Raw genomic sequence first — 12,051 nt, forward strand, 5'->3', positions numbered from 1 at the left:
TGGCCTTATTCTAGCGACAAAATTGAGTCCGCCGAGACTTCGTAAATCGGCGTTGATCGCGCGCCAATCCCTTATGGATAAATTGAACCGCGCGCTCGATGTAGCCTTGACCATTGTTGCCGCACCTGCCGGATATGGAAAATCAACGGCCTTGGGAGAATGGTATTTGGGATTGGACCGCGGTTTGGTCGATGCCGCCTGGCTCACCGTGGACGAGTCCGATGATGATCCCATTCTATTCGCAAATCATCTCATCTCGGCGATAGACCACGGTATAGGCGAATTGAACGGCACATTACGGGCATCAATCGATTTCAAGCTTGATATCGATTTGCGGGCGACCGCAACTTCGATCATCAATGCTACGGAAAAGACCAATCGCCATGTCGTACTCCTGATCGATGATTTGCATGCAGTTTCAAATCCGGATGTACTCAGCCTGATTGGGCTGCTTGCGAATTCAGGCTCGCAAAAGCTGCATCTTTTGCTGAGCTCTCGCACCCAGCCAAACATTCGCCTCGCGAAGCTACGTGCATTGGGAGAAGTGCTGGAGCTGGGCTTGCGAGACTTGCGCTTTGACCGGGATGAAAGTCGAAACTTTCTGGTACTCAGCGCTCCTGACGCTGTATCGGATGAAGTTGCCGATCAGGTGTTTGCCCACACCGAAGGCTGGCCAGTCGGACTCAAGCTTGCAGCCTTGTCGTTTTCCCATGACAATCGTCCTGCCCTTGCACAGCTCTTGCCCGCAACCGGTCTGGGTGTTGCGGAATTCTTGCGCGACGAGGTTCTCGTCAGACTGCCGGCACGTATTGCCGAGTTTGTCCTTGATGCTGGCGTCATAGGAGAGTTTTCAGCGGAACTCTGTGACACCGTGCTTGATCGCAATGACAGCGCAGCGCTGATCGAAGAGCTTGAATCGTTGCAAATGTTTATTTCAAGAGTGGGCCAGCCGGGCTGGTTCCGCTTCCACCAATTGTTTTCAGATGCTGTGGCGGCCATGGCCGCGCGTTCAGCGCCGGAGCGTAAGTCTGATTTGCACCGGCGAGCGGCAAATTGGTTTGAAGAGCGCGGCTACCCAGGACGGGCACTTCGACATGCGTTCCTCGCGGGCAATCCTGTAGATTCTGCCGAAGTCTTGAATCGCGTTTCGCATCAACTGGTTCAATCAGGCCGCGACGGCACGTTGATGCGCTATGCTTCCGCACTGCCACAGGAGCTACTTCTCGACTATCCCGAAATTCAGCTTGATCGCGTATATGCTTTGACCCTTACTTGGCAGTTCAGCGAAGCAAACCGGATCCTGCGCGATGTCCGTTCAACGCTGATGAATGCGCAGCGTACGGCAAAATGGATTGAATCAGGGCGCGATCTACCGCGCATATTGCGCAAACAGATTTACTGTGAAATGCAACTGGCGATCCTCAGGGATGAGATGGTCCGCGCAGAAGCGCTTGCTCGCCAATGGCTGGCCATGGACGGTGGATATTCATTTTATGATGATGCCGTTTCTCAAACGTCTCTGATTTATGCTCAACGCGAGCAATTCAATTGTCAGGCAATTGCGGCATCTGGCCGAGCGCGCGAAATTTTTGTCAACAATGGCAATCGCTGGGGAACGATTTGGCACGATTGCATCATTGGGGCGGGCTATTCGCAGATTGGCCAACTGGATCGCGCGCGGATCATCTATGAGGGATCGCTTGAGACAGCATTGGAGGTCATTGGCCGCGAAAATCCGGTGACCGCAATCCCCGCACTGCATTTGGCAGAATTGCTCTACGAGCAAAACGAAGTTGAGAGAGCGAGAGAACTTGTAGAGGAGTTTCTGCCACTTTCCACACGGATCGGCCTGGTCGACCAACTAGTCGCCGGTTATCAGACGAAGGTGCGATTGGCCGCACTGGAATCCACCAACGCAGCCCTGCGTGCTCTAGATGAGGGGTTGGAGATTTCTGTAGCGCGCGAGTTTGATCGTCTAAACGCGTTTCTTGTCGCTGACCGTATCAGGATCCTGGCCGCTGCGGGCGAAACCGCCGAGGTTCGGCGTATCGGAATAGTCAATAACCTGTCTGCAGGACTTGAGACATTTTATCCGGCGAAAGGGCAGACAACTGCAGCAGCGGCGCGCGCGTTCGCAGCGGCTCACCTGGCTCTCGTCGATAACAATCTGGGCGGTGCAGAGATGCTGCTCCGCCGTTGGCTTCGGTTCTTAGACGATAACGGCTGTACCCGTTTTGGTATCCGATTTGGCCTTTTGCTGGCACATGTGCAGATTGTCATGGGCGAAGCCAAGCCGGCTCATCGCACTTTGCGCACAGCCCTTCAGCTTGGCGCCAAGGGCCGGTTTGTAAGATCCTTTGTCGACGCCAATCCTGCTGTCAAAGTTCAAATCGAGCAGATGGCTTTGAGTTCGGCAGGTGCCGATTTGGATCTCCTCACCTATCACAACCAAGTCGTGACGGCATTTGGCAGCAAAGCCGCGAAGGCTCCAAACAGTACCATCGATATTGATGAACTTGGCGGCCAATATGATGCCTTGAATGACAGAGAATCCGAAATTCTCCTCATGATTTCGACCGGCATGATGAACAGCCAGATTGCGGAAGAAGCTGGACTGACGCTCGGAACAGTCAAATGGTATTTGCAGCAGATCTATGGCAAATTAGGGGTCAATCGACGATCCGAAGCCGTATTCAAGGCGCGTCAGCTGGGCCTGATTGCTTGACGCGATTAGCGTCGCAAAAAACGCACGCCATTTGCGCAGCAAGCGCCGGTTCGGAAAAATCGAACAGGGCATCGTTACCCGAAACCCACTGAAATTGATGGGACAGGCGAACGATCTTCCACTCACCAGCCAGTTTCTGGAAGCTATTTTCGTACCAGCCGTATTGTGTATTTGTGGAGCCGCCGCGGTCGGTTGCCTTGAAATGCCTGGCGACCATATAGGTGATTGCCGTCGCCCGCTCGCCTTCCAATTTTGCCGCAAAATTTGAATATTGATGGTGTCTTCGCACTTGTCCCAATGCGAGTTCTGCAAAACGCGTCCAGGCATCGGCATCGACTTCAATCTCCGGAAATCCAGTCAGGCGCTCGAAATCGACCCTGATCCTGTCGGCGAAGCATTTGCGATAAAGCGGCCAATCTCCAAGATCGAGGGCACGTCCAAAGTCGAGCATGACGGTTTCGATTTGGGCCCTTTCCCAGAGCATTGCGATCTTTTCCTCGGGCGTCATGTCGAAATTGCTCTGGGATAATCGCTATAGCCGATCTCGACAGGCAGACCCGGAACGCCATAGACCTTCGTAAAATCCGGAATGGCAAGCGCTGCGCCGCGTGCAAACCTCTCTGGCAGGTCGGGATTGGCGATGAACAACTGTCCAAATGAAACGAGATCTGCCTCGCCCGCTGCGAGTGCAGCTTCCGCCGATTCTGCCGCGAAGCCTCCGTTAGCGATCAAGACACCTCGATAATGTTGACGCGCAAAGGCACGTGTGTTGACGATTGTCGGGTTCATCGCCTGATCATCGGGTAGCGGCTCCATCATATGGACATAAGCAAGATCGGCATCGTTGAGTTGATCAAGGAGAAAGCCGAAAAGTGCAGCAGGATCTGAGTCAGACATGCCATGTGCCCTGCTTGATGGGGAGAGTTTCAGGCCAACATTGGCACCAAATGCCTGCTGAACTGCGCCAACGATGCCCAGCAGAAAGCGCACCCGGTTTTCAATCGATCCGCCATAGTCATCATTGCGGCGATTACTGCCATCCTGAAGAAATTGATCTATCAGATATCCAAAGGCACCGTGGATTTCGACACCGTCGAATCCAGCACGCGACGCACGTTCCGCGGCTTTGCCAAAGGCCTTGGTCAAACCCCTGATTTCATCGACCGACATCGCACGTGGAACGGACATTGGGTGCTTGCCAGAGAAAGTATGAAGCTCGCCTGCCCCCGCAATCGGGCTCGGTGCAAGAGGGGCGACCTCTCCGGGCATCATGGACATATGGGCAACACGCCCGCAATGCCAAAGTTGCATGAAGATGCGCCCGTTTTTCTCATGCACAGCGTCCGTTACAGCGCGCCAGCCAGAGATGAACCGATCATCGAAGATGCCCGGCGCGTTGATATATGCAGCACTTGTGTCTGCAACCATTGTGCATTCCGTAACAATCAGGCCTGCATCGGCGCGTTGACCATAATAGTCCGCCATTGCGGAATTGGGCAGGCCGCCCAAAGCGCGCAGACGCGTCATTGGCGCCATGACTATTCGATTGGGCAGTTCAAGTGTGCCGAGTGAGGCTGGCGAGAAAAGTGTCGGATGGTTCATTCGGCGATTCTCCATTGGCCCTAAAAGGCTTGGCGTCGGGAGACATGTGCTTCACCATCCAAAAGTAAGGTTCGGCGCAAAGCAGGCGATCTATCCTCGTGGCCGACAGTCCAACAGGAGGCCGAACCATGAATAGTAACCTTGTGTGCGCAGCATTGTTGATGGTCTTGCTGTTTGGCCTAGGCTTCGCGGTGTCGCTCGAGCGTGCCAATTCCAGCAAACTGGGCGGCATACCAACGGATGAAACGAGCCGCTTGTTCAAGCTCATCCGTGCGCACGGCAATGCGTCGGAATATGTTCCGACGGGAATCGCTTTGGCCCTCTATTTTTCCGTTACGGCGAGTTCCCTGGTCATTTCTGCACTCATTACGGCATTCACGGTTGCGCGTTATGCTCATGCAATGGCACTCATCGTTGGCGGAAGCATGAACCAATTCAGCCTCCTTCGTTTTGTTGGAGGGATGGGCACATATATTTCGGGGATCGGGTTGGCTTTCAGTCTGCTTTCAGCCGCGCTGGGGTAAGGTCAGAAAGCGGCATAGCCTCCATCGACTGAAACGTTCGCGCCCAACATGAACTTTGAGCGGTCGGACAGCATCCATGCGGCAGCTTCTGCAAGTTCTTCGGGCGCGCCGAGGCGGCCGATTGGATGACGAGCAAGCAGCATCCCTCGCAGATCCGGATAAGAATTCATCTGACTGGTCATCATCGGCGTTTCAACGACGCCGGGCGAAAGGGCGTTCACGCGGACCCCTTGCGCTCCATAGTCAAGCGCTGCAGCCCGCGTCAGGCCAAGAACCCCGGCCTTTGATGCGCAATAACCGACCATACCGAACTGCCCAACCTCGCTCAGCGCTGAGGCGTTGTTGACGATAGCTCCACCACCGGTTGCGAGCATGGCCGGGATCTGGAAACGCATACAGTTCCAAATTCCCTTCAAATTGATTGCGATAACTTCATCAAACGCGGCTTCAGGGTAATCTGCCGCAGGAGCAATTGGGCCATCGATCCCGGCATTATTAAAAGCGCCATCAAGGCGTCCAAAGCTCTTGACCGCTGTTTCGACCATAAGGCCGCAATCTGCGCCAACCGCCACATCGACACGAAGGCCGATGCATTTGCCGCCCGCTTTGCGGATTTCGTCCGCAACCTCGGCGACTGTCTCATCGGTGCGGCCAGTCGCAACCACAGATGCACCTTCCAGGGCGAACAGCAGAGCGGACGCCTTGCCAATGCCTCCTCCGGCGCCAGTGACGATGATGACCTTACCCGCCAACAGGCCGTTCATGACATATCTCCCAATTCAATCCGGCGAGATAGTCGTCTTTTTCGCGACCGGCCACCTATCTTTCAGAGGGTGGATCTTGCGGTTCGGACATCCAATAGACTTCAACCAAAACGATAGGAGATCATCAAATGTCAGACGTTCGGGTCATCGCAACTGGCTTGAAGTTTCCCGAGGGGCCAGTCGTCATGGCGGATGGCACCGTGCTCGTTGTCGAGATTGCACGGGGGACTTTAAGCCGAGTTCATCCGGACGGACAGGTGGACGTGGTCGCGGATGTCGGAGCCGGGCCGAATGGCGCAGCCGTCGGCCCTGACGGAAAGATCTATATTTGCAACAACGGCGGATTTGAATGGCACGAAATAGATGGCATGCTCCTGCCGGGGCTCACTCCAGCAGACTATGCAGGCGGCAGTATCCAGCGCGTCGATCTGGGAACAGGTAAAGTCGAGACGCTGTACACGCATTGCGATGGAGAGCCGTTAAAGGGACCAAATGATCTGGTTTTTGATGCAGAGGGCGGCTTCTGGTTTACGGACAATGGCAAGCGCTACGCACGCAGCGAAGACGTAGGAGCAGTCTATTATGCAAGGTGCGATGGTAGTTTCATCGCTGAGCGTGTGTATCCGCGCAGCCACCCCAATGGCATAGCACTCTCACCGGATGGCCAGACACTCTATGTAGCTGAAACAATGGCAGGGCGAGTTTGGCAATACCCCGTTACCGCGCCTGGCGTCGTCGATGTTCCGCCCGGCCTTCTCAATGCAACCGCGCTCCTTTATGGTGCTCCGGGCTTCGAACTCTATGACTCAATGGCCGTCGAAGCGAACGGGAATGTGTGCGTTGCAGCCCTTGCGCGAGGCGGAATAACGGTGATTTCGCCGCTGGGAAAAGAGATCGAGCATATACCGATGCCGGACCCTGCGCCCACCAATATCGCTTTTGGCGGGCCAGAGATGCGGACAGCCTACATCACGCTTGCCGCGACGGGCCAGCTTGTGGCCAAGGATTGGCCGCGACCTGGGCTGGTTCTGAACTTCAACGCTTGACGAGGCTTGCGACGAGATCACCAATGGCAAGCGAGGCCGTGAGGCCAGGCGATTCAATGCCGAAGAGATTGATCAATCCGGTCACCCCGTGAACCCGAACGTCGTCAACGCGAAAATCGGCCGCGGGCATACCTGGCCCTGATAATTTGGGCCGGATACCGGTGTAGTCTGCGGTGAGGCGTTCCGCGTCCAATGCCGGATAATATCTGCGGATGGCAGCGACAAAGGCCTCACGTTGGCTATCATCGAAGGCGTAGTCGACAGTGTCTATCCAACGCACATCCGGTCCAAACTTTGCCTGGCCTCCAAGATCCAGAGTGAGATGAACCCCCAACCCACCGTCCTCGGGTACCGGATAGACAAGATGGCTAAAAGGCGTGCGACCACCCATGCGGTAATAATGCCCGATCGCATAATGGAGCGGCGGTATAGTAGCAGCAGGCACGCCACTGATGGACAAGGCTACGGATTGCGCCTTAAGTCCTGCTGCATTGATTACAGTTCGCGCATGAAGGGTCATAGGCTCGTTGCCACCGATTCTGAGCACAAGCCCTCGGTCATTAACGGCGCCGCCAACGACCGGCGCCGCCAGCACGACCATTCCACCCATCGTTGAAAGGTCGCCTTCCAGTGCGAGCATCAAGGCATGACTGTCGACAATGCCGGTGGACGGTGAAAACAACGCTGCATGTCCTTGGATGAGCGGTTCCATCTGCGCAATGTCATTCGCCGATATCCATTCAAGATTGTGAACCGAATTGGCTTGCGCTGCAGCATCAATATCACGCAACTTCGCTTCCTGCGCTTTGCTCTCTGCAACGATCAATTTTCCCAGACGGCGATGAGGGATGCTGCGGTCAGCACAATAGGCATAGAGACGGTCGCGACCAGAACGGCAAAGCCGCGCCTTCAGAGATCCCGCATCATAATAGATGCCTGCATGTATAACCTCGGAATTGCGGCTGCTCGTTTCGCCGCCGATGCACTTCGCGGCTTCCAGCACAAGCACCTCATGCCCCGCTGCGGCCAAGGCAGCACCGCAGGCCAAGCCAACAACGCCTGCGCCAATGATCACGCAATCTACGTTTTCGGTCATCTGTCAGTCGAAAAGCGCGAGCCGCAGCCAACTGGCAACGTGCGCGACGCAGCGATTGCCTTCATCCATTGCGCCACCAAAAGAGAAGAACCCGTGGACTTGACCTTCGTAGCAGAAATAGGAAACACACACCCCAGCCGCCCTTAGCCGGTGCGCATAGGCGCGCCCCTCATCAATGAGCGGGTCGGTATCGACAGTTATAATTAGAGTTTGAGGAATGCCGCTCAGATCTGGCGCACGAAGTGGTGAGGCACGTGGATCGAGAACCTTATCGCCAAAGTGCAAGGCAATTGTGGCGAGCAGTCCTTCATGGGTCACGAATGCCTCACGATCAAAGCGACTGGGGGCTGCGCCTGCCATATCAAGCATAGGATAAAGCAAGGCCTGGGCAACAGGTGTGGGAGTGCCTTCCCTAATCGCATCCTGGACAACGGCAGCAGCAAGATAGCCTCCCGCGCTATCTCCGGTGACTGCAATCCGCGTTGGGTCACCACCCCATGAGCCGACATTGACCGCCAGCCAGCGATGAACTGCCAGACAATCATCCAGCGGCTGAGGGAAAGGATGTTCCGGCGCCAATCGATAGCGCGGAACAACGACAAGTGCACCAATCTGGTCAGCCAACATGCGGCTCGTCGCGTCGAAGTCTTCGGGCGAGAGCATGACGCCACCGCCGCCATGCAAGAACAGAACCACCGGAAGGCTGTCGCCGGAATGTGCCGGGCGATAGACCAGACAATCCACGGCGTGGTCGCCACAATCGACTTGATGTTGGCGCACCAAAACGGACCCAGGCGCTTGCGGCGCCATACTCCGCCACAGAGCACTAAAGCCTTGGCGTTGAGCTTCCAGACTTGCAGGAGGTGGCGGACTCGCAGCAAGTAAGTCCAGAAAAGTCTTTGCTTGCGGATCGAGAAAACTCATGCAGCAGTCCTCATTTCATTGGACTTTGAAGCGGCATGAACGATTGCAAATCCAGTGATCCAACTTGGCAGCGGGCGATAGAATTCATGCTCAACGCTGTAGTGGCCGCCATAAGCCCGGAGAGCAGCGAATGCGGCAAGCCAGTTGCGGATCTCGCTTGCCCCACGTCCCCCGGCCTCAACAATTTCCAAGTCGTCCTGCGCAGCAACCGCCTCGAGATCCGCTGTGCCAAAGTAAGCCAGCATTTCACGATCCCATTCCGGGTTGAGTGGACGAAGTGCGCCTTCTCCCCTTCCATGTTCCCGTCCAGCCTCTGTCACTCTTTCGGTGCGTTCACGAAGGCTCGAATCCGTCCATTCGACACCCTCAATCATACGCTGCTGAACGCTGGGCGAGGATTTCTCGAATTCCGGCAAAGGCGGATCATGCGAAAGACCGCCAGAGCCGACAAACAGCACATTGAGATGGGAAAACTGGGAAGCACAGAATTGCCCGATCGCCGTTCCCAATGCCAATGATCGATGGAGCGGGGGACGAAGATCGCCACCGCAATTTGTAAAAACAGGTATGACCGGGGGATGCTCCCTGTCACCAAACAATTTGTCTAGCGCCATTGTAAAGCCGTGATCAAACAGCGCATCGTAGGATGTAGCGACATCGATACCTTCAGCATGCAGATGGCGAACCAATTGTCGCGCCAAGACCTCATCGATTGCCAATACCTTCTGTGAAGTGTCGAAATCCCCGAGCGTCCGCGCTCTCAGGGCGACCAGAAAAGGCGGCATCAGCTTCAACGAGAACCCGCTATTGTGATCGTTTCCAAATTGGATGATCAGATCCGGCACAAATCCGTGGACCGCGGCTCGTGCCTGACCAATTTCGTCCTTCACGGCTGCAAGCTCGTCAGGCGTCAGCAGCGCCTCGACATTCATCAGGCCGCCATGACCCATGCAGATAAGTTCTGCAGGCATCAGGCTGCAATCCGCTCCCGATCCCGCAACAGGAACCCAAGAGACAGGCGATTATACTCCTCAGGCTGCTCATATTGTGGCCAATGGCCGCAATTCTGCATGACTGCGAATTCGGATCCGGGGATCCAGCTCGCAATTTCAGCCCCTGTTTCGGTTGATGCGGTCGGATCCTTGCTCGTCCAAATCACAAGGGTTGGTGCCTTTATCTGTGACATGTTCTCCTGTGTCATCAAGTTGCGACGGCGTGGCTCCTCCACCTGCAGGCAGAGAATCTTGAGCATCGCTTCCTTCATGCCGGGCTGAGCATAAATTCGTTCCCGGCATGCAACCAGATCATCAGTGACCATCGACGGATCCGCCATCAGCCATTCGAGGCGTGGACGTGTATGCGTGTATGGATCTTCGACAGCGGCAAGAGTCTTGTCGTAAACCGTCTTCATGACTTGTGCATTCATCGTCGCACCGCCCATGGTATTGAGCACCAGCCGCTCGACACGGTCCGCATGATGGATCGCAAACCAAGCAGCGATCCACCCACCCATCGATTCGCCGCAAATGGATGCCGATCTAAAGCCCAGGGCATCCATTGTTGCAGCGAGATGGGCGCAATATTGCGGCATTTCATAGGGAACGTCAGGCTTGTCAGTCCAGCCATGTCCGAGATAGTCGATCAGGACCGTATCGAAATGCGCAGCATGGGCGTCAAGGTTGCGCAGAAAGGCCTCCGCATGCCCACCTGTTCCATGGAGAAAAATGAGCTTCGGCGCGGCACGGTTTCCAGCGCGGATATATCGCGTCCGCACGCCATCAGCGTCGATATAGCCCTGCTCGAACGCTGAGCGATGAATGTCACCCCAAAGGCTTTGATACGGCATTCCTCTGCTCCCTTTGCTTATGCAGCTTGGCGCCGAACCGATGGACCTATCCGGTCAGTGAAATTCGGAAAGACCTTGGTCGACATCAGCTCGAGATTTCGCATCATCTTGGGCTGGGCGAGGAGTTCGTTTGCGGTAAAGAGCCAGAGATAATCGACCGGCATGACCTTGAGCGCCGCCTCTAGCTGGCGATTGACCGTGTCCGGGCTCCCGCAATAGAGAATTCCGCGACGGATGAATTCATCCACTGCTGCTGGGATCGTATTGTAGTCCTCACCCTTCCTCGCCATGACGGCATTGAAGCCAAACTGCGCAAAGAAGTAGCTCCATTCGAACATCGCTTCTTCAGCCCATTCGCGAGCCTGTTCATCGGTATCAGCCACAACCATGTACCTTGCAAAACCGAGATTCTGCCCGGGTTTGGTGTCTACACCTGCCGCAGCCCAGCCCCGCTGCGCTGCGATGACCTGTTCAGCGACAATCTCAGGATCACACATGATGCCAATCGGGATCAGCCCATTTGCAGCAGCCGTCTCAATCGACTTCTCGCTGACGGAAAATGGTTCGAACATGGTTGGGCGCTTGCGGTTGTACATGGCCGGCGCGATGCCGATCTCAACCAGATTGCCGTCCGCATCCATGCCTCGCCCACCCATGTCCCGGCTCATTTTCTGCGCTGGCCAGGCCGTTTTCGGTGATGGCAGAGTCCAGAATTCGCCTTTGTGGGAGAAGGTGTCGTTGTCCCATGCCTTCAGAATGATTTCCAGATTTTCATAGTAGAGCTTGCGCCGATCATCGTCATACTGCTGCGGGTTCGTAATATTGTCGGCGAGGCTAAGCCTATGCTGAGCCATGCTGTTGATCCAGCGGGTCTGCACTCCCCGAGCAAAGCCGGCAAATGCCCGCCCTTGCGTCATCTGGTCGAGCATGGCGATCTCGGCCGCTACCCGGAGCGGATCATGTACTGGCAAGACATGGCCAAGCGCCCCGAATTTCAAACTCTTTGTATAGTGCGACAAATGCAGCCCAAGCATCTGCGGACTGATGGAACATGTCATTCCCTCTACAGAAAGATGGTGTTCGGTAAACCCGATGCCATAATAGCCCAGTTCGTCGACATATTGCGCGATTTCGATCAGGTGCGTCAGCATGGTTTGATAAAGGTCGGTACGCCGACCCGCCAAACCCTTCATCAACTCTTCTTTAGGCCCGACAGTTGGGGCGATAAATAGTGCAACTTCCATGACAGCCTCCGCGTCCATCCTTAACAATGCGTGCGATGTTCCGACTTGGAGTGCTCTATCATTGGCAAAGCCTCAGCAGAGTCTCGGGAGCATCTTGGGGCCAAAGGACAGCAGCGGCGCAATCGACACACCTATCTTTTGGACGAAACCAATCGCCTCAAAATTCCGCTGATTTTTGGACCGTATGCGAAGCCCACGACGCGATGCAGGATCGCAAAAAGGCGAATGGCCTGTCCAAAAGATAGGCGCTTGCAAGTTAGGTCCTAGGCATCAGCGCGCC

11 protein-coding genes are annotated in these 12,051 nt (G+C 55.4%); 3 read left to right on the top strand and 8 right to left on the bottom strand.

Translation table 11 applies throughout. The features are described 5' to 3' along the window. The first annotated feature begins 73 nt into the window (after nucleotides 1–73). Complete coding sequence (locus tag K0O24_RS14680) at nucleotides 74–2,725, top strand: winged helix-turn-helix domain-containing protein (protein WP_219893441.1); 2,652 nt, start codon at nucleotides 74–76, stop codon at nucleotides 2,723–2,725. Here K0O24_RS14680 and K0O24_RS14685 read toward each other — a convergent pair. Both K0O24_RS14685 and K0O24_RS14690 read right to left on the bottom strand, forming a co-directional pair. After that, complete coding sequence (locus K0O24_RS14685; protein ID WP_219893442.1) at nucleotides 2,694–3,233, bottom strand: nuclear transport factor 2 family protein; 540 nt, start codon at nucleotides 3,231–3,233, stop codon at nucleotides 2,694–2,696. The two genes, K0O24_RS14680 and K0O24_RS14685, sit on opposite strands and share 32 nt — an antisense overlap. Further along, nucleotides 3,230–4,327, bottom strand: a complete 1,098-nt coding sequence (locus tag K0O24_RS14690) for an alkene reductase (RefSeq protein ID WP_219893443.1) — start codon at nucleotides 4,325–4,327, stop codon at nucleotides 3,230–3,232. The genes K0O24_RS14685 and K0O24_RS14690 overlap by 4 nt, the downstream gene beginning before the upstream one ends. Nucleotides 4,328–4,455: 128 nt before the next feature. Between K0O24_RS14690 and K0O24_RS14695 the strand changes: the two genes are divergently transcribed. Then, nucleotides 4,456–4,851 (top strand): MAPEG family protein, encoded by a 396-nt coding sequence (locus tag K0O24_RS14695; RefSeq protein WP_219893444.1) that lies wholly within the window; start codon nucleotides 4,456–4,458, stop codon nucleotides 4,849–4,851. Nucleotides 4,852–4,853: 2 nt separating this feature from the next. On the opposite strand, the gene K0O24_RS14700 is transcribed toward K0O24_RS14695, so the two are convergent. Further along, nucleotides 4,854–5,615, bottom strand: a complete 762-nt coding sequence (locus K0O24_RS14700; RefSeq protein WP_219893445.1) for an SDR family NAD(P)-dependent oxidoreductase — start codon at nucleotides 5,613–5,615, stop codon at nucleotides 4,854–4,856. Between the two features lie 128 nt (nucleotides 5,616–5,743). Here K0O24_RS14700 and K0O24_RS14705 point away from each other — a divergent pair, with 128 nt between their 5' ends. Continuing rightward, nucleotides 5,744–6,661, top strand: coding sequence for an SMP-30/gluconolactonase/LRE family protein (locus K0O24_RS14705; protein ID WP_219893446.1), 918 nt, complete (start codon nucleotides 5,744–5,746; stop codon nucleotides 6,659–6,661). Here the strand turns inward: K0O24_RS14705 and K0O24_RS14710 are convergent. The 5 genes from K0O24_RS14710 to K0O24_RS14730 all read right to left on the bottom strand — a co-directional run bounded on the left by K0O24_RS14710 (nucleotide 6,651) and on the right by K0O24_RS14730 (nucleotide 11,771). Further along, entirely contained in the window at nucleotides 6,651–7,757 is a 1,107-nt protein-coding gene (locus K0O24_RS14710) for an NAD(P)/FAD-dependent oxidoreductase (protein WP_219893447.1), read from the bottom strand. The genes K0O24_RS14705 and K0O24_RS14710 overlap by 11 nt on opposite strands. A 3-nt stretch (nucleotides 7,758–7,760) precedes the next feature. Beyond that, nucleotides 7,761–8,537, bottom strand: a complete 777-nt coding sequence (locus K0O24_RS14715) for an alpha/beta hydrolase (RefSeq protein ID WP_219893448.1) — start codon at nucleotides 8,535–8,537, stop codon at nucleotides 7,761–7,763. 140 nt (nucleotides 8,538–8,677) lie between these two features. Next, nucleotides 8,678–9,652: a DODA-type extradiol aromatic ring-opening family dioxygenase gene (locus K0O24_RS14720; RefSeq protein WP_219893449.1), complete on the bottom strand. Its 975-nt coding sequence runs from the start codon at nucleotides 9,650–9,652 to the stop codon at nucleotides 8,678–8,680. Then, nucleotides 9,652–10,527, bottom strand: coding sequence for an alpha/beta fold hydrolase (locus tag K0O24_RS14725; protein WP_219893450.1), 876 nt, complete (start codon nucleotides 10,525–10,527; stop codon nucleotides 9,652–9,654). The genes K0O24_RS14720 and K0O24_RS14725 overlap by 1 nt, the downstream gene beginning before the upstream one ends. Before the next feature lie 17 nt (nucleotides 10,528–10,544). Then, nucleotides 10,545–11,771: an LLM class flavin-dependent oxidoreductase gene (locus tag K0O24_RS14730; RefSeq protein ID WP_219893451.1), complete on the bottom strand. Its 1,227-nt coding sequence runs from the start codon at nucleotides 11,769–11,771 to the stop codon at nucleotides 10,545–10,547. Between the last annotated feature and the right edge of the window lie 280 nt (nucleotides 11,772–12,051).

The organism is Aquisediminimonas profunda (assembly GCF_019443285.1).
Classification (GTDB): Bacteria; Pseudomonadota; Alphaproteobacteria; order Sphingomonadales; family Sphingomonadaceae; genus Aquisediminimonas; species Aquisediminimonas profunda.

Coding starts and splice junctions, on each gene's coding strand:
- K0O24_RS14680 (WP_219893441.1), top strand. CDS start 74: ATGGATAAATTGAACCGCGCGCTCGATGTAGCCTTGACCATTGTTGCC.
- K0O24_RS14685 (WP_219893442.1), bottom strand. CDS start 3,233: ATGACGCCCGAGGAAAAGATCGCAATGCTCTGGGAAAGGGCCCAAATC.
- K0O24_RS14690 (WP_219893443.1), bottom strand. CDS start 4,327: ATGAACCATCCGACACTTTTCTCGCCAGCCTCACTCGGCACACTTGAA.
- K0O24_RS14695 (WP_219893444.1), top strand. CDS start 4,456: ATGAATAGTAACCTTGTGTGCGCAGCATTGTTGATGGTCTTGCTGTTT.
- K0O24_RS14700 (WP_219893445.1), bottom strand. CDS start 5,615: ATGAACGGCCTGTTGGCGGGTAAGGTCATCATCGTCACTGGCGCCGGA.
- K0O24_RS14705 (WP_219893446.1), top strand. CDS start 5,744: ATGTCAGACGTTCGGGTCATCGCAACTGGCTTGAAGTTTCCCGAGGGG.
- K0O24_RS14710 (WP_219893447.1), bottom strand. CDS start 7,757: ATGACCGAAAACGTAGATTGCGTGATCATTGGCGCAGGCGTTGTTGGC.
- K0O24_RS14720 (WP_219893449.1), bottom strand. CDS start 9,652: ATGCCTGCAGAACTTATCTGCATGGGTCATGGCGGCCTGATGAATGTC.
- K0O24_RS14725 (WP_219893450.1), bottom strand. CDS start 10,527: ATGCCGTATCAAAGCCTTTGGGGTGACATTCATCGCTCAGCGTTCGAG.
- K0O24_RS14730 (WP_219893451.1), bottom strand. CDS start 11,771: ATGGAAGTTGCACTATTTATCGCCCCAACTGTCGGGCCTAAAGAAGAG.